Annotated in this window: 24 protein-coding genes; 18 read left to right on the top strand and 6 right to left on the bottom strand. The window is 64.6% G+C overall.

What is annotated here, in order from left to right; translation table 11 throughout:
* Positions 1-16: 16 nt before the first annotated feature.
* Positions 17-1,495 carry a signal recognition particle protein gene (ffh, locus tag MKI88_RS10535; protein ID WP_241631338.1) on the bottom strand — a complete coding sequence of 493 codons (1,479 nt, stop codon included), beginning with the start codon at positions 1,493-1,495 and terminating at the stop codon, positions 17-19.
* A gap of 235 nt (positions 1,496-1,730) precedes the next feature.
* On the opposite strand from ffh, the gene MKI88_RS10530 reads away from it, so the two are divergent.
* Positions 1,731-3,380, top strand: coding sequence for a bifunctional diguanylate cyclase/phosphodiesterase (locus tag MKI88_RS10530; protein ID WP_241631337.1), 1,650 nt, complete (start codon positions 1,731-1,733; stop codon positions 3,378-3,380).
* On the opposite strand, the gene MKI88_RS10525 is transcribed toward MKI88_RS10530, so the two are convergent.
* The gene (locus tag MKI88_RS10525) at positions 3,355-3,933 is read right to left on the bottom strand and encodes a DUF924 family protein (RefSeq protein ID WP_241631336.1); all 579 of its coding nucleotides are present in this window, start codon (positions 3,931-3,933) and stop codon (positions 3,355-3,357) included. The genes MKI88_RS10530 and MKI88_RS10525 overlap by 26 nt on opposite strands.
* On the opposite strand from MKI88_RS10525, the gene dapF reads away from it, so the two are divergent.
* From dapF to ispZ, 4 genes are read left to right on the top strand one after another with little or no spacing between them, the layout of a single operon-like run.
* Complete coding sequence (dapF, locus tag MKI88_RS10520) at positions 3,932-4,738, top strand: diaminopimelate epimerase (protein WP_241631335.1); 807 nt, start codon at positions 3,932-3,934, stop codon at positions 4,736-4,738. The genes MKI88_RS10525 and dapF overlap by 2 nt on opposite strands.
* Positions 4,735-5,994 carry a tRNA (N(6)-L-threonylcarbamoyladenosine(37)-C(2))-methylthiotransferase MtaB gene (mtaB, locus tag MKI88_RS10515; RefSeq protein WP_241631334.1) on the top strand — a complete coding sequence of 420 codons (1,260 nt, stop codon included), beginning with the start codon at positions 4,735-4,737 and terminating at the stop codon, positions 5,992-5,994. The genes dapF and mtaB overlap by 4 nt, the downstream gene beginning before the upstream one ends.
* Complete coding sequence (gene ftsY / locus MKI88_RS10510) at positions 5,991-6,917, top strand: signal recognition particle-docking protein FtsY (RefSeq protein WP_241631333.1); 927 nt, start codon at positions 5,991-5,993, stop codon at positions 6,915-6,917. The genes mtaB and ftsY overlap by 4 nt, the downstream gene beginning before the upstream one ends.
* Complete coding sequence (ispZ, locus tag MKI88_RS10505) at positions 6,914-7,519, top strand: septation protein IspZ (RefSeq protein ID WP_241631332.1); 606 nt, start codon at positions 6,914-6,916, stop codon at positions 7,517-7,519. The genes ftsY and ispZ overlap by 4 nt, the downstream gene beginning before the upstream one ends.
* 130 nt (positions 7,520-7,649) lie before the next feature.
* Here the strand turns inward: ispZ and MKI88_RS10500 are convergent, their stop codons facing one another.
* The 3 genes from MKI88_RS10500 to pspF all read right to left on the bottom strand — a co-directional run bounded on the left by MKI88_RS10500 (position 7,650) and on the right by pspF (position 10,027).
* A complete protein-coding gene (locus tag MKI88_RS10500) occupies positions 7,650-8,273 on the bottom strand; it encodes a superoxide dismutase (RefSeq protein WP_241631331.1) in 624 nt (207 codons plus the stop codon).
* Positions 8,274-8,374: 101 nt separating this feature from the next.
* Positions 8,375-8,947: a tetratricopeptide repeat protein gene (locus MKI88_RS10495; protein WP_241631330.1), complete on the bottom strand. Its 573-nt coding sequence runs from the start codon at positions 8,945-8,947 to the stop codon at positions 8,375-8,377.
* Between the two features lie 60 nt (positions 8,948-9,007).
* Positions 9,008-10,027 (bottom strand): phage shock protein operon transcriptional activator, encoded by a 1,020-nt coding sequence (gene pspF, locus MKI88_RS10490; RefSeq protein WP_241631329.1) that lies wholly within the window; start codon positions 10,025-10,027, stop codon positions 9,008-9,010.
* A gap of 172 nt (positions 10,028-10,199) precedes the next feature.
* On the opposite strand from pspF, the gene MKI88_RS10485 reads away from it, so the two are divergent.
* From MKI88_RS10485 to MKI88_RS10440, 10 genes are all read left to right on the top strand, one after another.
* Positions 10,200-10,355: a hypothetical protein gene (locus MKI88_RS10485; protein WP_241631328.1), complete on the top strand. Its 156-nt coding sequence runs from the start codon at positions 10,200-10,202 to the stop codon at positions 10,353-10,355.
* An 88-nt stretch (positions 10,356-10,443) separates the two neighbouring features.
* Positions 10,444-11,115, top strand: coding sequence for a phage shock protein PspA (gene pspA, locus MKI88_RS10480; protein ID WP_241631327.1), 672 nt, complete (start codon positions 10,444-10,446; stop codon positions 11,113-11,115).
* A 4-nt stretch (positions 11,116-11,119) separates the two neighbouring features.
* Complete coding sequence (pspB, locus tag MKI88_RS10475) at positions 11,120-11,389, top strand: envelope stress response membrane protein PspB (protein ID WP_241631326.1); 270 nt, start codon at positions 11,120-11,122, stop codon at positions 11,387-11,389.
* A 45-nt stretch (positions 11,390-11,434) separates the two neighbouring features.
* A complete protein-coding gene (pspC, locus tag MKI88_RS10470; protein ID WP_241631325.1) occupies positions 11,435-11,815 on the top strand; it encodes an envelope stress response membrane protein PspC in 381 nt (126 codons plus the stop codon).
* A gap of 26 nt (positions 11,816-11,841) precedes the next feature.
* A complete protein-coding gene (locus MKI88_RS10465; RefSeq protein WP_241631324.1) occupies positions 11,842-12,132 on the top strand; it encodes a hypothetical protein in 291 nt (96 codons plus the stop codon).
* Between the two features lie 28 nt (positions 12,133-12,160).
* Positions 12,161-12,478 (top strand): hypothetical protein, encoded by a 318-nt coding sequence (locus MKI88_RS10460; RefSeq protein WP_241631323.1) that lies wholly within the window; start codon positions 12,161-12,163, stop codon positions 12,476-12,478.
* A gap of 27 nt (positions 12,479-12,505) precedes the next feature.
* Positions 12,506-12,763: a hypothetical protein gene (locus MKI88_RS10455; RefSeq protein WP_241631322.1), complete on the top strand. Its 258-nt coding sequence runs from the start codon at positions 12,506-12,508 to the stop codon at positions 12,761-12,763.
* A gap of 31 nt (positions 12,764-12,794) precedes the next feature.
* On the top strand, positions 12,795-13,028 hold the full coding sequence (locus tag MKI88_RS10450; RefSeq protein WP_241631321.1) for a hypothetical protein: 234 nt from the start codon (positions 12,795-12,797) through the stop codon (positions 13,026-13,028).
* 249 nt (positions 13,029-13,277) lie between these two features.
* Positions 13,278-13,694 carry a SufE family protein gene (locus tag MKI88_RS10445; RefSeq protein WP_241631320.1) on the top strand — a complete coding sequence of 139 codons (417 nt, stop codon included), beginning with the start codon at positions 13,278-13,280 and terminating at the stop codon, positions 13,692-13,694.
* 131 nt (positions 13,695-13,825) lie between these two features.
* A complete protein-coding gene (locus tag MKI88_RS10440; protein WP_241631319.1) occupies positions 13,826-14,167 on the top strand; it encodes a YdeI/OmpD-associated family protein in 342 nt (113 codons plus the stop codon).
* A gap of 126 nt (positions 14,168-14,293) precedes the next feature.
* On the opposite strand, the gene mutL is transcribed toward MKI88_RS10440, so the two are convergent.
* On the bottom strand, positions 14,294-16,078 hold the full coding sequence (gene mutL, locus MKI88_RS10435) for a DNA mismatch repair endonuclease MutL (RefSeq protein WP_241631318.1): 1,785 nt from the start codon (positions 16,076-16,078) through the stop codon (positions 14,294-14,296).
* 152 nt (positions 16,079-16,230) lie between these two features.
* On the opposite strand from mutL, the gene MKI88_RS10430 reads away from it, so the two are divergent.
* Genes MKI88_RS10430 through mreD form a run of 3 tightly spaced genes read left to right on the top strand, consistent with a single transcriptional unit; the run spans position 16,231 to position 18,697 of the window.
* Positions 16,231-17,283 carry a rod shape-determining protein gene (locus MKI88_RS10430; RefSeq protein WP_281063732.1) on the top strand — a complete coding sequence of 351 codons (1,053 nt, stop codon included), beginning with the start codon at positions 16,231-16,233 and terminating at the stop codon, positions 17,281-17,283.
* A gap of 17 nt (positions 17,284-17,300) precedes the next feature.
* Positions 17,301-18,188, top strand: coding sequence for a rod shape-determining protein MreC (gene mreC, locus MKI88_RS10425; protein WP_241631316.1), 888 nt, complete (start codon positions 17,301-17,303; stop codon positions 18,186-18,188).
* A complete protein-coding gene (gene mreD, locus MKI88_RS10420) occupies positions 18,185-18,697 on the top strand; it encodes a rod shape-determining protein MreD (protein WP_241631315.1) in 513 nt (170 codons plus the stop codon). The genes mreC and mreD overlap by 4 nt, the downstream gene beginning before the upstream one ends.
* The last annotated feature ends 7 nt before the right edge of the window (positions 18,698-18,704 follow it).

The following is an 18,704-nucleotide window of genomic DNA, read 5'->3' as shown; positions in this document are numbered from 1 at the left end:
TTCTAAACTCTAACGATCACTTCTTCAAAAATTTGTCGAACCCGGGAGGAAGCTGGGGCATGCCGCCCTGCCCCGGCATTCCGGGCAGGCCCGCGGGCGGCTGGCCGCCACCTCCGCCGAGCATCCCGCCGAGACCGCCGCCCATTCCACCGAGGCCGCCCTTGGCGAACATGGCGCCGAGCCCCTTGAGGCCGCCCATCTTCTTGATCTTCTTCATCGCAGTGGACATTTCCTGGTGCATCTTGAGGAGGCGGTTGACCTCCTGCACCGTCGTCCCGCTGCCGTTGGCGACGCGGATTTTCCGCTTCGCGTTCATCAGTTCAGGCTTGGTCCGCTCCTTGGGCGTCATCGAGCCGATGATCGCGTCGAGGCGGACGAGGATCTTGTCGTCGACCTGGCCATTGGCCATCGCGTTCTGGACCTTCTTGATGCCCGGCATCATCGAGGCGAGCGCGCCGAGACCGCCCATGCGCTTCATCTGGTCGAGCTGTGCGCGCAGGTCGTTGAGGTCGAACTGGCCCTTGGCCATCTTGGCCGCGAGCTTCTCTGCCTCATCAGCCTGGATCGTCTCGGCGGCGCGCTCGACGAGGCTGACGACGTCGCCCATGCCAAGGATGCGGCCGGCAACGCGGCTGGGATGGAAGGGCTCGATCGCGTCGAGCTTTTCACCAACGCCCGCAAACTTGATCGGCTTGCCCGTGACCGCGCGCATCGAGAGCGCGGCACCACCGCGCGCATCGCCGTCCATGCGGGTCAGCACGACGCCGGTCAGCGGCACCTGTTCGGAGAAGCTCTTCGCGACGTTGACCGCGTCCTGACCGGTGAGCGAGTCGACGACGAGCAGGATTTCCTGCGGCTGCGCAACGTCCGCGACCGCCTTCATCTCGTCCATCAGTGCCTGATCGACGTGGAGGCGACCCGCGGTATCGAGCATCAGCACATCGAAGCCCTGGAGCTTCGCGGCCTGAAGCGCACGGCGCGCGATGTCGACGGGCTGCTGCCCGGCCACGATCGGCAGCGTCGCGACGCTGGTCTGCTCGCCGAGCGTCGCCAGCTGCTCCTGCGCAGCGGGACGGTTGACGTCGAGCGACGCCATCAGGACCTTCTTGCGATCCTTTTCGGTGAGGCGCTTGGCGAGCTTGGCGGTGGTGGTGGTCTTACCCGAGCCCTGCAGACCGACCATCATGACGATCGCGGGCGGCGTGACCGCCAGCTCGAGTTCGGCCGCTTCGGCGCCGAGCATCTCGACAAGCGCGTCATTGACGATCTTGACGACCTGCTGACCGGGCGTGACCGACTTCAGGACCGACTGGCCGACGGCCTGTTCGGTAACCTTGTCGACAAAGTCACGGACGACGGGGAGCGCGACATCGGCTTCGAGCAGCGCGATACGAACCTCGCGCATCGCCGCGCGCACATCGGCCTCGCCGAGCGCGCCGCGCCCGCGAAGCTTGTCGAATACGCCGCCGAGCCTTTCGCTCAAGGATTCAAACATCGTCCGGTTTCCTTTCCCGTGCCGACCTCAAGACAAAACGCAAAACACGCCGGCGGACGAAACCTCGTCGGTCGGCGGGCACCCTTGGGCGCGTGCGGTTCGTGCCTAGTCGGAACGATTTGGGTGGGCAAATAGTGGAAATGAGCGCACGGCGCAAGGGGCCGCGAAGGCTTAACCTGATCTACACGCTTTTTGGCCATTAGCTCAATCATCTGGGGAAATAGGGACAGGACCAATGGCCGAAGCGCACGAGGCTGGCGCAAAAAGAAGGCGCGGTTCCGCAGTCGTCAGCGCAAGACGCGACATCATCACCGGCGGCGTCACCGTTGCCGCGATCCTGTTGTTCGTGGGGACCGGCAGCAATGTGGTCGGAAATACGGTCAAGGCGATTTCGGGCGTCGGAGGCGGCGCCGACCAGACGCTGGTTGTCGCACTACTGCTCAATATCGCGCTGATCCTGTTCGGCTGGCGGCGCTATGCGGATCTGTCGCGCGAGGTGAAGGAACGCAGCGCGGCCGAAGAACGCGCCCGCGAACTCGCCTCCAAGGATCCCCTGACAGGCTTCCTCAACCGGCGCTCGCTCGCCGAGACGGGCGCAGCGATGCTGGCGCGCGCGGATCGCCGCCAGAAATGCGTCGCGATGCTGATGCTCGACCTCGACAATTTCAAGAACGTCAACGACATGCACGGCCATGCCGCGGGCGATGCGCTGCTCAAATCGGTGTCGGCCGAGATCGAAAAGGCCATGCCGCCGGTCTCGCTTGCCGCGCGCCTTGGCGGCGACGAGTTTGCGTGCGCCTTCCTCTTCGATCCGTCGAGCCCCGAAACGGTCAATCGTGTCGCGCAGAAGATCGTCTCGCGGCTTTCCCAGCCATTCGACGCGGGCGGGATCCACACGCATATCAGCGTGTCGGTAGGCATTGCGCGGTCCGAGATCGATTGCGACACGATCGAGGCGCTGATGCGCCGCGCCGATATCGCGATGTACGCCGCGAAGAACTCAGGGCGTAACCGCTATTGCTGGTTCGATTCATCGATGGAGCGCGCGCTCCAGATGCGCAACGCCATCGAAGCGGGCCTCAGGAGCGGCATCCCCAAGGGCGAGTTCGTTCCCTATTACGAACAGCAGATCGACCTGACGACGGGCCGCCTCCACGGCTTCGAGGTGCTTGCGCGCTGGGACAGCCCGAACCAGGGCCTTGTTTCGCCCGAGCAATTCGTCCCCGTTGCCGAAGAGACCGGGATGATCGGCGACCTGTCGATGTCGGTCATCCGTCAGGCGATGGAGCATGGCCGCGACTGGGATCCCTCGCTGACGCTTTCGGTCAATATCTCGCCGGGTCAACTCAAGGATCCCTGGCTGGCGCAGAAGCTCGTCAAGCTGCTCGTCGAGACCGGATATCCCGCGCACCGGCTCGAGGTGGAGATCACCGAAAGCTCGCTGTTCGAAAACCTCGTCCTCGCCCAGTCGATCGTCGGCAGCCTCAAGAACCAGGGGATCAAGCTGGCGCTCGACGACTTCGGCACGGGCTACAGCTCACTGGCGCACCTGCGCGCGCTGCCCTTCGACCGCATCAAGATCGATCGCAGTTTCGTCTCGTCGATCAACGACAACCCCGAAAGCGCCGCGATCGTCAACGCGATCACGCGGTTGGGCGACAGCCTCGGCCTGCCTGTGACCGCCGAAGGGATCGAGGATGCCGAGATCGAGCAGCGGCTGCGCGTGCTCGGTGTGCACAAGGGACAGGGCTGGCACTTCGGCAAGCCGATGCCCGTCGGTCAGGTCAGGAAACTGCTTGCCGACAAGAATCTGCTTCCGGCCGCACGCCATCGTACCGGGACGAGCAAGAGCGACAGCGTCAGAACATTTCGCCAGGCCGGCTGAGCAATTCGATTTCACGGGGCGTGCTTTCACGGCCAAGCGCGGCATTGCGCTGCGGGAAGCGACCGAAGCGCGCGATCTGATCGGCATGGCGCCGCGCATAATCGAGCGCGTCGGGCTCGCCCAAAGCAGTGAACAGCCTGACGCACAGTGCCTGATCGGCATCGTTTTCCGAATGCATGAACGGCAGATAGAGAAATTGCCGCTCCTCGGGCGTCATCGTCCTGTCCCATGCGCGCGACAGGGCCAGCCGCGCCAGTTCGCGCGCCAGCGCATCGGTGGCGAAGGCCTCGGCCTGTCCACGAAACATGTTGCGCGAGAACTGATCGAACAGGATGATCGCGGCAAGGAGCGTGTCGCGATCGTCGCGCCAGCCCGCTGCGCCTTCCGCCTTCACGCGCGTGTGCAAGGCCCCAAAGCGCGCCATAATCTCCCGGTCAAGCGCCGCGTCCTTGACAAAGCGTCGCTCCGGAGGCGTTTCGACCAGCCAGAAATCGAGGATTTCGCGGGTCCATCTGTGGACTTCGGCGCTGCTCATGCCTAGATCGCGGGCCATGGGCGTACGCTTTCACAAGATGCACGGGCTTGGCAACGATTTCGTCGTGATCGACGCGCGTGAGACGTCGGTCGCACTCTCCGAGCCGCAGGTGCGCGCGATCGCCGATCGGCGCACCGGGGTCGGCTGCGACCAGCTCATCCTGATGGAGCCATCACGCGTCGCCAATGCGCGCATGCGCATCTTCAATGCCGATGGCGGCGAGGTAGGCGCGTGCGGCAACGCCACGCGCTGTGTCGCGCGCCTGCTCGGCGAAGATGTGACGATCGAGACGCTTGCGGGCATATTGCACGGTAAGACCAGCGGCACGGGCGCGACGATCGATATGGGTCAGCCGCGCTTCAACTGGGAGACCATCCCCCTCGCCTATGCGATGGACACGCGCGACATGCCCGTCGGATGGGACGGACTGGAACGCCCGACCGCGGTCAATGTCGGCAATCCGCATGCGATCTTCTTCGTCCCCGACGCGCATGCAGTTCCGCTCGACGTCATCGGCCCCGTGATCGAGACCGATCCGCTTTTTCCGGAGCGCGTGAACGTCAACGTCGCGACGGTGCGGAGCCGCAATGCGATTTCGTTGCGCGTCTGGGAACGCGGCGTCGGGCTCACTCAGGCCTGCGGCACGGGCGCCTGCGCGACCGCGGTCGCGGCGATCCGGCTTGGCCGCGCGGAGGGTCCGGTGACGGTCACGCTACCGGGCGGCGACCTGGTCATCGACTGGAGGCCCGGCGAAACGATCCGCATGACCGGCCCTGCCACGCACGTCTATTCGGGTGAGATCGACGCGGACTGGTTGCGGTGAGCGGTCCCGAACTGATCACGCTCGGCTGTCGGCTCAACATCGCCGAGAGCGAGGCGATCCGCGCGATCGTGTCCGAGGGGGACGATCTGGTGATCGTCAACAGTTGCGCGGTCACCGCCGAAGCAGTGCGACAGACGCGTCAGGCGATCCGCCGCGCCAAGCGCGCGCGCCCCGATGCACGCGTGATCGTCACGGGCTGCGCGGCGCAGATCGAGCCCGAAAGCTTTGCCGCGATGCCTGAAGTGGCGCGCGTGATCGGCAATGTCGAGAAGATGCAGCCCGAAAGCTTTCTCGCTGCGCCGGATGGCGAGCCGGCAGAGGTCAGGGTGTCGGACATCATGGCGGTCCGCCAGACCGCGCCGCAGCTCGCCTCGGGCTTTGCCGAACATGCGCGCGCCTTTGTCGAGGTGCAGAATGGCTGCGATCATCGCTGCACCTTCTGCGTGATCCCCTATGGCCGCGGCAACAGTCGCTCTGTGCCCGCGGGCGCCGTTGTCGAGCGGATCAAGGCGCTGGTCGACGAAGGCTATCGCGAAGTCGTGCTCACCGGCGTCGACCTGACCAGCTACGGCCCCGATCTGCCGGGCGGCCCCAGCCTTGGCCAGCTCGTCGAACGCATCCTTCGCCACGTCCCCGCCCTGCCCCGCCTGCGGCTGTCCTCGCTCGACTCGGTCGAGATCGATGACAGGCTGTCCGACCTGCTGGCGCACGAACCACGGATCATGCCGCACATCCATCTCTCGCTCCAGGCGGGCGATGACATGATCCTGAAGCGCATGAAGCGCCGCCACAGCCGCGCGCAATCGGTGGCGATCGTGCAAAAGCTCAAGGCCGCGCGGCAGGACCTTGTGATCGGCGCAGACATCATCGCGGGCTTCCCGACCGAAACCGAGGCGATGTTCGAGAACACGCTGGCACTGATCGACGATTGCGATGTCGTCTATGGCCATGTCTTCCCCTATTCGCCCCGACGCGGAACGCCCGCAGCGCTGATGCCGCAACTCGAGCGCAGCGTGATCAAGGATCGCGCGCGACGCTTGCGCGAGGCTGCGGCGCTGAGGCAAAGGCGCTGGCTCGAATCGCTGACGGGAACGAAACAGAAGGTGCTGATCGAACTGGACGGGCTTTCGGGCCATGCCGAGAATTTCGCACGCGTACGGCTTGCCCCCCGTTTCCGCCGGAACGACACTGGGAAGATCATGGATATCGCAATCACCGGCCTCGACGGCACGACGCTGACAGGCGTGCCCGCATGACCGAGACGCCCTGGCACAAGAAGCTGTTCGGCGGCTTCAAGCGCACCTCCGACCGGCTGAGCGAGAACCTCACCGGCCTCTTCACCAAATCCGCGCTCGACGATGAGACGCTCGACGCCATCGAGGAGGCGCTGATCGTCTCCGACCTCGGCCCCGGCATGGCGGCGCGCGTGCGCGAACGGCTCGCCGACGGCCGCTATGACAAAGGCATAGACGAAGCGGGCGTGAAGGCGCTGGTCGCCGAAGAGATCGAGAAGGTGCTTGGCCCCGTCGCCAAACCACTCGAGGTCGAAGCATTTCCGCGCCCGCAGGTGATCCTCGTCATCGGCGTCAACGGATCGGGCAAGACCACGACGATCGCCAAGCTCGCGCACCTGTTCCAGGAACAGGATTATTCGGTGATGCTCGCCGCCGGCGACACTTTCCGCGCCGCTGCGATCGGCCAGCTGAAGGTCTGGGCGCACCGCATCGGCGTGCCGATCGTGAGCGGCCCCGAGGGCGGCGACGCCGCCGGCATCGTCTATGAGGCGGTCAGGCAGGCGACCGAAATCGGCACCGACGTCCTCATTGTCGACACCGCGGGGCGCCTCCAGAACAAGCGCGAGCTGATGGACGAGCTCGCCAAGATCCGACGCGTGCTCGGCCGGATCAACCCGGCATCGCCCCACGACGTCGTGCTCGTGCTCGACGCGACCACAGGGCAGAACGCGCTGTCGCAGATCGAGGTGTTCAAGGAAGTCGCGGGCGTCACGGGGCTCGTGATGACCAAGCTCGACGGCACCGCGCGCGGCGGCGTACTCGTCGCGGCGGCGGAGAAATTCGGCCTTCCGATCCACGCGATCGGGGTTGGCGAAACCATAGACGACTTGCGACCGTTCGAAGCAGCGGAGCTGGCGCGCGCGATTGCAGGAAGCGGAGAATGACGACGAAAGCCGGGCAACAACAGCATGGCGGTTTGGGCCTTGCACTTGATTTCGGGCCGCTGCTCGTCTTCTTCCTCACCTTCAAGTTCATCGGGCTGATCGCGGGCACGGTGGCGTTCATGGCCGCGATCGTCGTTGCGGTGCTGGTTTCCAGGTGGAAGCTCGGCAAGGTTTCGCCGATGCTCTGGCTGTCGGCGGCGCTCGTCCTCGGCTTCGGCACGCTGACGATCTATTTCAACGATCCGAAGTTCATCCAGATCAAGCCGACGATCATCTACACGATGTTTTCGGTGCTGCTCTTTGGCGGGCTTCTGACAGGCAAGCCGCTAATGAAAAACCTGATGCAGGCCGCGATGGAAGGGCTGAGCGACGAGGGCTGGATGAAGTTTTCGCGCAACTGGGCGATCTTCTTCGCTGCGATGGCTCTGATTAACGAGGCGATGCGCCTGACACTCGATTTCGACCTCTGGCTCACGCTCAAAGTGTGGGGCGTCACGGTGTTGTCGATGCTGTTCATGGTCGCCAACGTGCCGATGATGATACGACACGGCCTCACCGTCAGCGCCGAGGATGCCGCCGAAAGCGCACCGCCGCAGGGGTGACGTATTAAATCCTCCCCGGTACGGGGAGGTGGCGCGCTTCAGCGCGACGGAGGGGCTGCCACCGGATTTCGGCCCAGCCCCTCCACCATGCTTCGCATGGTCCCCCTCCCCGTACCGGGGAGGATCTTGATTACTGCGCCTGATCCGCGCGAGAAGCGCCCTTGCCGTCGAGGTTCTGCTCGACGAAATCCCAGTTGATCAGGTTGGCGAGCACCGCGTCGAGATAATTGGGGCGCGCGTTGCGATAGTCGACATAATAGGCGTGCTCCCACACATCGAGGGTCAGCAACGGCTTGATGTCGTCATAGACGACCGGCGTGTCGGCGTCGTGGAGCGAGGTGACCGCGAGCTTGCCGCCCTTGAGCACCAGCCAGCCCCAGCCCGAGCCGAAATGGCCGACCGATTCGTCCTTGAGCTTCGCGATAAGCGCATCGGTCGAGCCGAAAGCCTCGTCGATCAACGCCTGCAGCTTCTCGGACGGCTTGCCGCCCGCGGGGCTGAGGCACTGCCAGAAGAAGCTGTGGTTCCAGATCTGCGCGGCGTTGTTGAACAGGCCCTTGTCGCCGTCCTTCTTCGCCTTTTCGATCACCTCGATCAGGCTCAGTCCCGCCAGCTTCTTTTCGTCGATCCAGCCATTGACCTTGTCGACATAGGCCTTGTGGTGCTTGCCATGATGATAGTCGAAGGTCTCGGCCGACATGTGCGGCTCGAGCGCGTTCTTCGCATAGGGAAGATCGGGCAGTTTGAAGGGCATGATTCACCTCTTGGGGGGTTGAAAGCACGCCCTCCTAACGCATCGGCAGCAAAATGGTCCCGCGAGTTTATATGGGCATCACAACAAATTTTTGGTGCCCTTCAGGTGCCGCTTTTCGGCCGTACCGAATAGCGCGCAAGCTCGCGCGGCGGTGCTTCCCATTTGGGCGCGATCTGCGCGGCCGTCCTCAGATCGTTGTAAGCCTCACGGATATTCCCCGCCATTTCATTCGCCAGTCCGCGCGCGAAATAGGCGACCTCGGGCTTGCGCGTCTTCTTCTCGATGGCGATGTCGAACAGCGGCAGCGAGTCCCGCCAGCGATCCTCGGTCCGGAACAGCGCCAGCGCCTTGTTGAGATAAGCCTCGGGCTCGTTGGGATCGAGTTGCAGCGCTTCGTCGAAATCGCGCATCGCGACATCGTAATCGCCGATCTGCATATAGAGTATGCCGCGATTGACATGGCTCGCGACGACATCCTCGGGCGTGAGCGCTTCGTCGGTCAGTGCCTCGGTGCAACCCGCGATCGTGAAGCGCGTGGCGCGCTGGTTCTCCGCATCCAGATAGCACTGGCGCGCCATGCCACTGCCAATCACCTGTTTTGAAGCGGATGCGGGAGCAGCCAGGCAGGCGATGACGATGATCGCCGGGATGGCCGACCTCAATGCGAAACGCATGACGTCCTCCTCTCCTGTTATGGCGTCAAACCTACCACAGTTCGCGCGAATCTGCGAATTTCAGAGGAGGTCGTGCCGCTTCAATGCATGGCGCAACTGGTCGTAGCTCAGGTTGAGCGCCTTGGCCGTGGCGCGCTGGTTGAAACGGTGGCGCGCGAGCGCCGCTTCGAGGATCTCGCGCTCATGCGTTTCGACCGCCTGCCTCAGGTCGCTCACGACGCCCAGCTCCGCGCGTGGTGCCGGGGTTGGCTCTGCGGCGCGTGCCGGCGGCGCATCGACGTCATGCCTGATCGTCGGCGCCGGCCGCCAGGGCGAGGCGAAAGGATCAAATGTGATCACGTCGATCGGCCGTTCGGGGTCATCCCAACGATAGACCGCGCGCTCGACGACATTGCGCAATTCGCGGACATTGCCCGGCCAGTCGTGCGCGAGCAGCATTGCCGCGGCCGCGTCGGAAAAGCCCGGCCAGTGCGGCCAGTCCAGTTCCGAGGCCATGCGCCGCCCGAAATGATCGGCGAGCACGGGGACATCGCCCTCACGCGCGCGCAGCGGAGGCAATGTCAGCACCTCGAAGCTCAACCGGTCGAGAAGGTCCGCGCGGAAGCGCCCTTCGGCCACGAGCCCGGGCAGATGCTCGTTGGTCGCAGCGACGATGCGGACGTCGACACGGACGGGGTGGCTCGAACCGATCCGGGTCACTTCGCCATATTCGATCGCGCGCAGCAGCCGCTCCTGCGCTGCGGAAGACAGCGTGCCGAGTTCGTCCAGGAACAAGGTGCCGCCATCGGCCTCCTCGAACCGGCCGGCGCGCGCGCGCGTCGCACCGGTGAAGGCGCCCTGTTCATGGCCGAAAAGCTCGGCTTCGATCAGCGTTTCCGTCAGCGCCGCGCAGTTCATGATGATGAGCGGGCCATCCCAGCGCGGGCTCAGGCGATGGAGCCGCTCGGCGACCAGTTCCTTGCCGGTGCCGCGTTCGCCGATGACGAGCACCGGACGGTTGAGCGCGGCGGCGCGGCTGGCGCGTTCGACCGAGTCGAGAAAGGCCATCGACTGGCCGATAAATGAGCTGTCGCGATCCATACCCGATGCTTAGTGAAATTTCCCAACTTTTGGCAATGCAATTTTCTGAATCATGAATGCGGCATGAAGAAAATCCGCAGCATTCCGCCATTTTTCGAAAACTGGCACGCGCCATGCAAAGCAAGGGACAACGCATGACAGCAACTCAGGCCAAGTTTCAGGGAGACCACCAATGACCAGCATGACCAACAGCAAGTTCGGCAGCACCATGACCGCCATCGTCTGCACCATCCTGTTCAGCGCCACCTGCGTGCTGAGCGCGGTCGGTCCGGCCCAGGCGGCCGACACTGCCAAAGCGCCCACCCCCGTCGTCCGGGTCTTTGCCTGACGACACAACCCCGCCGGGGCGGGAACCCCTTGCCCCGCCCCGGCACCCCTTCGGATCAGCCAAGAATTTCATCTCAGGAGTTTTCTAAATGGGTATCTTCTCACGCACCCGCGACATCATCGCCGCCAACGTCACCGACCTGCTCGACAGGGCGGAAGACCCGGCGAAGATGATCCGCATGATCATCCTGGAGATGGAAGAGACGCTGGTCGAGGTTCGCGCTTCGGCCGCACGCACGATCGCCGACCAGAAGGAAATGCGTCGCCACATCGTCAAGCTCGACAAGCTCCAGGAAAGCTGGACCGAAAAGGCCGAGCTGGCGCTCTCCAAGGATCGCGAGGACCTTGCCAAGGCCGCGCTGATGGAAAAGCAGAAGGCCGCCGACATGTCGGGGCAGCTCCAGACCGAGATCGCGGTGCTCGACGATGCGCTGCGCGCATCGGAAGAGGACATTTCCAAGCTCCAGGCCAAGCTGCGCGAAGCCCGCGCGCGCCAGAACTCGATCGTCGCGCGGCTGGAAAGCGCGCACAACCGCGCCAAGGTGCGCGAGGCCTATGCCGGCCAGAAGGTGGAAGAGGCGTTCTCGCGCTTCGACCTGCTCGAACGCCGCGTCGACATGGCCGAGGGCCGCGCCGATGCGCTGCAGCTCGGCGCGCCGCAGAAGACGCTCGAGGAAGAAATCGCCGAGCTGCGCTCGTCCGAAAAGGTCGAGGCCGAACTTGCCGCGCTGAAGGCCAAGGCCGCCGGCCAGGAGGGCTGATCCGATGGAAGACGTGCTTGTCCCCATCATGGTCGTCGGCATCCTCTTCATCGGAATGCCCTGGATCATCCTCCATTATGTGACCCAGTGGAAGAAAGGCGCCAGCATCACGCGCGAGGACGAGAACCTGCTCGACGAGCTCCACGACACCGCACGGCGGCTCGAGGAGCGCCTGAACACCGTCGAACGGATCATCACCGCCGACAACCCCAACTGGAAATCGGGCGACATCGAAGGCCCGACCACGATCACCCGGCTGGAACAGCGCCGCTGACCGGCGCCCCACCGCCAAAACGCATCGCACAGGGAGAGACTGACAATGTCCGCGAGCCGCACAAAATTCTACCTCGACAAGCAGAACGCCAAGTGGCTGGGCGTGTGTTCGGGGATCGCCGACTATACCGGCGTCGACGTCACCTGGGTCCGCATCGGGACCGTGCTGCTGACGCTGGCCGGGGGCTTCCCCTGGACGCTGATCGCCTATTGGGTCGCGGCCTGGGTCGCCAATCCCAAGCCGCTGGGGCTCTACGAAAGCGCCGAGGATGCCAAATTCTGGCAAGGCGTGCGCCAGTCGCCCGCTCGCACCACCCGCGATGTCCGCGCCAAGTTCCGCGACATCGACCGCCGCCTCGCTGACGTCGAGCTCTATTACACGAGCCGCAACACCCGCCTGGCCGACGAGATCGACAGCCTGCGCTAAGCAAGCCGCTGTCAACAGGGAGGAAAATGATGTTTCAGGGAACGGGTTTCGTTATCGCCATCGTCGCGATCTGCATGGGGGGCTGGTTGCTCTCGACATGGATCCGCGCCAAGCATGGCTACCCGATCGAAAATGAATGGGGCGGCACCGTTGATCGAAAAGATCCCGACGCTGATCGAAAAATCGAGCTGCTTTCGAGCGAGAACGAACATCTGAAGGGCCAGATCACGCGCCTTGAGGAACGCATCGCGGTGCTCGAGCGGATCGCCACCGATCCCGCCGACCGCACCGCGCGCGAAATCGACGCCCTGCGCTGAAACCAGAATAAAATTCAGGAAACGAACAATGGACCAGCAATTTATTCAGCCCTTCATCGTCTTCGGCGCGATCATGGGTGTTCTAGGCATCGCGGGATGGGTGGTCACCACCTGGCTGCGCATCCGGCACGGATATCCGCTCGACGGCGCATGGGGTCAGGCGCTCTACCCAAGGAAGAATGACGAGGCGATCGAGCGCGTCAAGCTGCTGACGCAGGAAAACGCGCAGCTTCGCGCCGAGATCGGATCGATCAAGGATCGGCTCGCGAATGTCGAGCGGATCGTGACCGACGAAGCACACACGCTGACGCGCGAAATCGAGACGCTGCGCGTCAAGAGCAACTGAGAATTTGACGGTTCAGGGAGACCATAGATGTTCGACAACCCGTTTTCGATGGTCGTGGCGATCGTCTTCATCGTCACCATCGGCGGCATTCTGCGCGCCCGGTACAAGGTGGGCAGGGACTGGAAGGGCAATGACATGGTCCTTCACGATCCCGACACGCAGCGGCTGCGCGACGAAGTGAAGGCATTGAAGGAACGCGTTGCGGTGCTCGAACGGCTCGCAACCGACAACACCAGCGCACTCGACCGGGAGATCGAGAAACTGCGCCAACGGGACCAGGCCTGAGGGCCGGCCCGGAGAGAATGGGGACATCATCATGACCGACCCGACACTTTACCTGACCATCGCGCTCTCCGCGCTCGCGGCGATCGCCATGATGACCGCAGCGGCGCTGCGCGGATGGCGCGGATGGCTCGACCTCAAGCGCGCCGAGCTTCAACACGCGCGGCTCGAAGCCCAGCCGACCACCGCGGGCTCGCGGATCGAAATCGCGGACCTGAAGGAACGCATCCGCAAGCTCGAGGCGATCGCCGCAGGCGTCGAGCTTTGAGCGGGGCGCTTGCACCTTGAGCGGGAGAGACGGCTTCTGGCCTTCCCTCTTGGCCGTCATCCCGGACTTGATCCGGGATCCATGAACACCGGAACCGACGAATAGCCCCCCGAATTCCGTGTTCGTGGATCCCGGATCAAGTCCGGGATGACGGTTCAACCGGATGCGCGGCCCTTGCGGAGATTGACGGACAACGAGAGCAAAAATCCCGCTGGACCACCCCTTGCGGCCCCTGCTAGCGCGCACGACATGACTGTCGTGAACGCAATCACCGAGATCCAGGAAGAATACGAGTTCCTCGACGCAGACGATCGCTATCGCCTGCTGATCGACCTCGGCCGCGCGCTCGAGGACATGCCGGACGCGCTCAAGACCGATGCGACGCTGGTGCGCGGATGCTCGGCGGCGGTGTGGGTCTATCCGACGCGCACCGAAGACGGGCGGCTCCATTTCCTCGCCGACAGCAACGCCGCGATCACCAAGGGGATCATCGCGCTCATTCTGCAGATCGTTCAGGATCGGACACCCGAGGAGCTGGTGACGCTGGACATCGAGGACGCGCTTGCGCCCTTCGATCTCAAAAACCAGCTCAGCTCCAACCGGACGCAGGGCATCCCCAACATGATCGCGCTGATCCGCCAGACCGCCGGACGCTACGCGGGGTAAAGGGCGCGTTGGCCGGCATTGCGGACGGGTCCCGCTACCAAGCCAGAAGCGCACCAGCCCAACGCAGACATGATTTCGATTGGCGGCCAGGTTCAGAAGGCGTCATGCTATGCGGCGTTAGCGAGCCCGGCTTGCGGGTTGCATTGCTTGGAGATTTCGCGGTGGAGACTTTTTCGCATGGCACTGTCCATAAGGCAGCTGAAGACCTTGAAGCTGCCTTGCGGTCGGACCCGAAAATCCTGATGCTGTGGGAAAGCCTGACGCCGCTCGGTCGAAACGAGTTCATCTGCTGGGTGGATGACGCGAAACAGCCAAAGACGCGGCAGCGGCGCATTGAGCGAACCCGTGAAGAGCTGCTGGAGGGCAAGAAGCGGCCCTGCTGCTGGGCAGGCTGCATTCATCGCACCGACAAGGCGCCGAGCCCATGGCAACAGGCGGTCCTGATTGATCAGCAGCGGAAGAGCAGGCCGTAAACCGCCCGCGAGCGAATGTTCTCCGGGAAGTTCCGATGCCTGCCTGATCCAGCTTATCGCCAGATCCTCGTCGATCCGCCTCCACAACGGCTGCGGGCGCACGATTCACAATATCAACTGGCTCATTCACTTACGGCCGAAAAGCTTTTCGATATCGCCGTGCGCGAGCTTCACCCATGTCGGGCGGCCATGGTTGCACTGGCCCGAATGCGGGGTGACCTCCATTTCGCGGAGCAGCGCGTTCATTTCGGCGACCGAGAGTATGCGGCCCGCGCGGACCGAGCCGTGGCACGCCATGGTGGCGGCGACATGGTCGAGCCGTTCCTTGAGCGAGAGCGCCTCGTCATAGGCGGCAAGCTCGTCGGCGAGATCGGTGACGAGCGCCTTCACATCGCCATTGCCCAGCATTGCGGGGGTTGCGCGCACGAGCATCGCGGTGGCGCCGAATCGTTCGAGCTCGAGCCCGAATTCGACGAGTTCAGTGGTACGCGCCTCGAGCCGGTCGCACGCGCTTTCGTCAAGGTCGACGACCTCGGGAAGCAGCAGCGCCTGGCGCGCCACCCCGCCCCCGTCCATCGCGCGGCGCATGCGTTCGAGTACGAGACGCTCATGGGCGGCGTGCTGGTCGACAATGACGAGACCGTCCTCGGCCTCGGCGACGATATAGGTCTTGGCAACCTGCCCCCGCGCCACGCCGAGCGGATAGCTGACCGTCTCGGGCGGAGCGGCATAAGCAGGTTCGGCGCGCGCCATTGGCGGCGGCATCGTGAAGCCGGGCCTGCGGTCCCAGACCGTGGACTGGGGTGAAACTACCGATGGCGCGGCCGCGTAATCGCCAAGCGCGCCGAGCGCGAGTTCGGCCGCGGGCGCGAGCGGCTCGCTCTGCCAGTTGCCGAGCGACGAGGGATCGGGGCGCTGCACGCTGCGATGCCCCGCCTCGTCGAGCGCACGGCGCAAACCGCTCACGATCATGCCGCGGATCAGCGCGGGGTCGCGAAAGCGCACCTCGGTCTTGGCGGGATGGACGTTGACGTCGACCGCGTCGGCGGGAACGTCGAGGAACAGCGCGACTACCGGGTGCCGGTCGCGCGCGAGCACATCGGCATAGGCGCCGCGCACCGCGCCGGCGAGCAACCGATCCTTCACAGGGCGCCCGTTGACGAACAGATATTGGTGATCGGCGACACCGCGATTAAAGGTCGGCAGCCCTGCCACACCGCCGAGGCGCACACCCTCGCGCGTGAAATCAATGCCAACACTGTTTTCGGACAGCGCCCGGTCGGTCAGCGCGGCGACGCGATCGGGACCGCTTTCGCCGCCCTGCACGCCGAGCGCACGCCGCCCCTCATGCTCGAGCGAAAACGCGATATCGGGCCGCGCCATGGCAAGCCGGCGCACCGCATCGACGCACGCGGCATATTCGGCGCGCGCGCTGCGCAGGAACTTGCGGCGCGCGGGCACCTTTTCGAACAGGCGCTCGACGCGGATCCGCGTGCCGGGTGGAAGCGCTGCAGGTCCCTCGCTTTCGAGCCGGCCATTGTCGACGACGCGTTGCCAGCCATCGGCACCGCGCACGCGGCTTTCGAGCGTGAATCGCGATACGCTGGCGATCGAGGGCAGCGCCTCGCCGCGAAATCCGAGCGTCGAGACCGCATCGATCGCGTCGTCGGGCAGCTTGGAGGTGGCATGGCGCTCCAGCGCGAGCTGCATTTCGTCGCGATCCATGCCGCATCCGTCGTCGCCGACCTCGATCAGGTCGATCCCCCCGCCCGTCAGCTTGACCGCGATTCGCGTCGCGCCCGCGTCGATCGCGTTCTCAACCAGTTCTTTCAGCGCGCTTGCTGGCCTTTCAACGACCTCGCCTGCGGCAATTCGGTTGACAAGATGCTCGGGGAGGCGGCGTATTGACATGGGGCTTCGTCTAGCCCAAGCGACGGCATCCCGCGACCCGGCGTTGACTAAAAATTTGGTGCTTGCAGACATCTGAAGGCGCCGCAGCGGATCCTATTATCGGCCCGGCTTCGGCCGCGAGCCCAATTGAAGCAGTCTGGACGGGGCAATACATGTTCTTATCGCGCCATTTGAAATTCTTGAAGTTCATGTCCCATGACATGGCGATCGATCTGGGGACCGCAAACACAGTCGTCTATTTGCGCGGACGTGGCATCGTGCTCAACGAGCCCTCGGTGGTCGCGATCGAGACGCTCAACGGCGTCAAAAAGGTCAAGGCAGTCGGCGACGACGCCAAGCTGATGATGGGCAAGACCCCGGGCAGCATCGAGGCGATCCGCCCGTTGCGCGACGGCGTGATCGCCGACATCGACGTCGCCGAGCAGATGATCAAGCACTTCATCCACAAGGTGCATGGCGGCAAGAGCCGGCCCTGGCGCTTCCCCGAAATCGTGATCTGCGTGCCTTCGGGCTCGACCTCGGTCGAACGCCGCGCGATCCGTGACGCCGCATCGAATGCGGGCGCGTCGCAGGTATGGCTGATCGAGGAGCCGATGGCGGCCGCGATCGGCGCCGACATGCCCGTGACCGAACCGATCGGATCGATGGTCGTCGACATCGGCGGCGGCACCACCGAGGTGGCCGTGCTCTCGCTGCGCGGCCTCGCCTACACCACCTCGGTCCGCGTCGGCGGCGACAAGATGGACGAATCGATCGTCTCCTATGTCCGCCGCAACCACAACCTGCTGATTGGCGAAGCGACCGCCGAGCGCATCAAGCAGGAAGTCGGCGTCGCCAAGATGCCGCTCGACGGCGTCGGCAAGACGATCCACATCAAGGGTCGCGACCTCGTCAACGGCGTGCCCAAGGAAATCACGATCAACCAGGGCCAGATCGCCGAGGCGCTCTCGGAGCCCGTCGGCACGATCGTCGAGGGCGTGCGCATCGCGCTCGAGAACACCGCACCCGAACTGGCCGCCGACATTGTCGACCAGGGCATCGTGCTCACCGGCGGCGGCGCGCTGCTCCACGGGCTCGACGAAGTGCTGCGCGACGAGACGGGGCTGCCCGTCACGGTTGCTGACGATCCGCTGACCTGCGTCGCCTTGGGGACGGGCCGCGCGCTGGAAGATCCGATCTTCCGCGGCGTGCTGCTCACCGCCTGATCGGGGCATAAGCGCTTATGGCGCCGCCCAAAAATCGGCGCCCCGGCTTTTCCCGCCGTGCGCAATATGGCCTGTTCGCGGGCTATGTTGTCGCGGTGCTGGGGGCATTGCTAGGCCTGTTGCTTGTCGTCACCGCCTGGGTCGACCCGACGGGCCATAATGCGATCCGGACGCTGATCAGCGACATCACCAGCCCGATTTCAAGTGCGCTGCGCTCGAGCGTGCGCGCGACGGGCGCGAGCGGCGAGGCTGTGCTCGAATATTTCGACGCCGGCTCCAAGAATGCAGCTCTGCGCAAGGAACTTGCGGTCGCGCGCCGCAAGCTGATCGAGGCGCGTGCCACCGATTATGAGAACCGTCGGCTCAAGCGATTGCTTGGCATCGTAGAAGCTGACGAGAACGCGGTGGTCGCGGCCCAGCTCACCAGTTCCTCGGCGTCGAGTTCGCGACGCTTCGCGATGCTGAACGCGGGCAGCGTCAATGGCGTCGCCTCGGGGCAACCCGTGCGCGGTCCCGATGGCCTTGTCGGTCGTGTGATCGAGACCGGGCGCGGCACCGCGCGCGTCCAGCTGATTACCGATACCGGCAATGTCGTGCCCGTCATCCGGGTGACCGACGGTCTGCCCGCGATCGCCACGGGCAATGGCGACGGTTCGATCGACATTCGCGCGCTGACCGCCACGGGCAACGTGTTCAAGCCCGGCGACGTGTTCGTCACGTCGGGCACGGGCGGCGTCTATCCGCCCAAGATTCCCGTGGCGATCGCGATCACGGCCTCGGGCGACGGTGCGATGGCGCGACCGCTCGCCAATCCGGCCAAGCTCGACTACGCCGTCGTGCTGCCCGTCTTTGTGCCCGTCGTCGCCGAAGCCCCCGTCGCCGCGCCGGAGGAAGCCGCCGAATGAGCGCACGTATCCGTTCGGACGGAGAGGAAAGGATCGCGCGCCTGCGCGGCACGACGCTGCCTGCGATCACGACCATGCTGGGCTCGGCCACCGTGATCCTGCCGATCATCGCCTCCACGCCGCTGCTGCCCCCCTTCGGTTTGCTGATGCTGCTCGCCTGGCGGTTGCTGCGCCCCGAGCTCTGGCCGGTGTGGATCGGCCTTCCGCTGGGACTGATCGACGATCTGTTCAGCGGTCAGCCGATCGGCAGCGCAATGCTGCTCTGGACGCTTGCGCTGCTGGGCATCGACCTGGCGGACCGGCGAATGGTGTGGCGCGATTACTGGCAGGACTGGCTGATCGCGGCCGCCGCGATTATCTTGTGCCTCATTGGTGGGCTGGTGACCGCCAACGCCACCGGAGGCAATGGAACGGTGCAGCAGATCGTGCCGCAAATGGTACTGTCCGTGTTGATTTTCCCGGCGGTCGTGCGCCTCTGCGCGCTGCTCGACCGCTGGCGGTTGTCGTGATGAAACG

It is taken from the genome of Sphingomonas sp. LaA6.9 (assembly GCF_022601895.1).
Lineage (GTDB): Bacteria > Pseudomonadota > Alphaproteobacteria > Sphingomonadales > Sphingomonadaceae > Sphingobium_A.
Note: the sequence above shows the minus strand (reverse complement) of the source record. Positions and strands in the feature narration are given on the sequence as shown.

What these genes read in the sequence shown, in the direction of transcription:
- dapF (WP_241631335.1), top strand. Translation starts at nt 3,932, where the DNA reads ATGGGCGTACGCTTTCACAAGATGCACGGGCTTGGCAACGATTTCGTC.
- MKI88_RS10530 (WP_241631337.1), top strand. Translation starts at nt 1,731, where the DNA reads ATGGCCGAAGCGCACGAGGCTGGCGCAAAAAGAAGGCGCGGTTCCGCA.
- pspA (WP_241631327.1), top strand. Translation starts at nt 10,444, where the DNA reads ATGGGTATCTTCTCACGCACCCGCGACATCATCGCCGCCAACGTCACC.
- mutL (WP_241631318.1), bottom strand. Translation starts at nt 16,078, where the DNA reads ATGTCAATACGCCGCCTCCCCGAGCATCTTGTCAACCGAATTGCCGCA.
- ffh (WP_241631338.1), bottom strand. Translation starts at nt 1,495, where the DNA reads ATGTTTGAATCCTTGAGCGAAAGGCTCGGCGGCGTATTCGACAAGCTT.
- mreD (WP_241631315.1), top strand. Translation starts at nt 18,185, where the DNA reads ATGAGCGCACGTATCCGTTCGGACGGAGAGGAAAGGATCGCGCGCCTG.
- mreC (WP_241631316.1), top strand. Translation starts at nt 17,301, where the DNA reads ATGGCGCCGCCCAAAAATCGGCGCCCCGGCTTTTCCCGCCGTGCGCAA.
- MKI88_RS10445 (WP_241631320.1), top strand. Translation starts at nt 13,278, where the DNA reads ATGACTGTCGTGAACGCAATCACCGAGATCCAGGAAGAATACGAGTTC.
- pspC (WP_241631325.1), top strand. Translation starts at nt 11,435, where the DNA reads ATGTCCGCGAGCCGCACAAAATTCTACCTCGACAAGCAGAACGCCAAG.
- pspB (WP_241631326.1), top strand. Translation starts at nt 11,120, where the DNA reads ATGGAAGACGTGCTTGTCCCCATCATGGTCGTCGGCATCCTCTTCATC.
- ispZ (WP_241631332.1), top strand. Translation starts at nt 6,914, where the DNA reads ATGACGACGAAAGCCGGGCAACAACAGCATGGCGGTTTGGGCCTTGCA.
- pspF (WP_241631329.1), bottom strand. Translation starts at nt 10,027, where the DNA reads ATGGATCGCGACAGCTCATTTATCGGCCAGTCGATGGCCTTTCTCGAC.
- ftsY (WP_241631333.1), top strand. Translation starts at nt 5,991, where the DNA reads ATGACCGAGACGCCCTGGCACAAGAAGCTGTTCGGCGGCTTCAAGCGC.
- MKI88_RS10450 (WP_241631321.1), top strand. Translation starts at nt 12,795, where the DNA reads ATGACCGACCCGACACTTTACCTGACCATCGCGCTCTCCGCGCTCGCG.
- MKI88_RS10465 (WP_241631324.1), top strand. Translation starts at nt 11,842, where the DNA reads ATGATGTTTCAGGGAACGGGTTTCGTTATCGCCATCGTCGCGATCTGC.
- MKI88_RS10455 (WP_241631322.1), top strand. Translation starts at nt 12,506, where the DNA reads ATGTTCGACAACCCGTTTTCGATGGTCGTGGCGATCGTCTTCATCGTC.
- MKI88_RS10525 (WP_241631336.1), bottom strand. Translation starts at nt 3,933, where the DNA reads ATGGCCCGCGATCTAGGCATGAGCAGCGCCGAAGTCCACAGATGGACC.
- MKI88_RS10430 (WP_281063732.1), top strand. Translation starts at nt 16,231, where the DNA reads ATGTTCTTATCGCGCCATTTGAAATTCTTGAAGTTCATGTCCCATGAC.
- MKI88_RS10485 (WP_241631328.1), top strand. Translation starts at nt 10,200, where the DNA reads ATGACCAGCATGACCAACAGCAAGTTCGGCAGCACCATGACCGCCATC.
- MKI88_RS10500 (WP_241631331.1), bottom strand. Translation starts at nt 8,273, where the DNA reads ATGCCCTTCAAACTGCCCGATCTTCCCTATGCGAAGAACGCGCTCGAG.
- MKI88_RS10495 (WP_241631330.1), bottom strand. Translation starts at nt 8,947, where the DNA reads ATGCGTTTCGCATTGAGGTCGGCCATCCCGGCGATCATCGTCATCGCC.
- MKI88_RS10460 (WP_241631323.1), top strand. Translation starts at nt 12,161, where the DNA reads ATGGACCAGCAATTTATTCAGCCCTTCATCGTCTTCGGCGCGATCATG.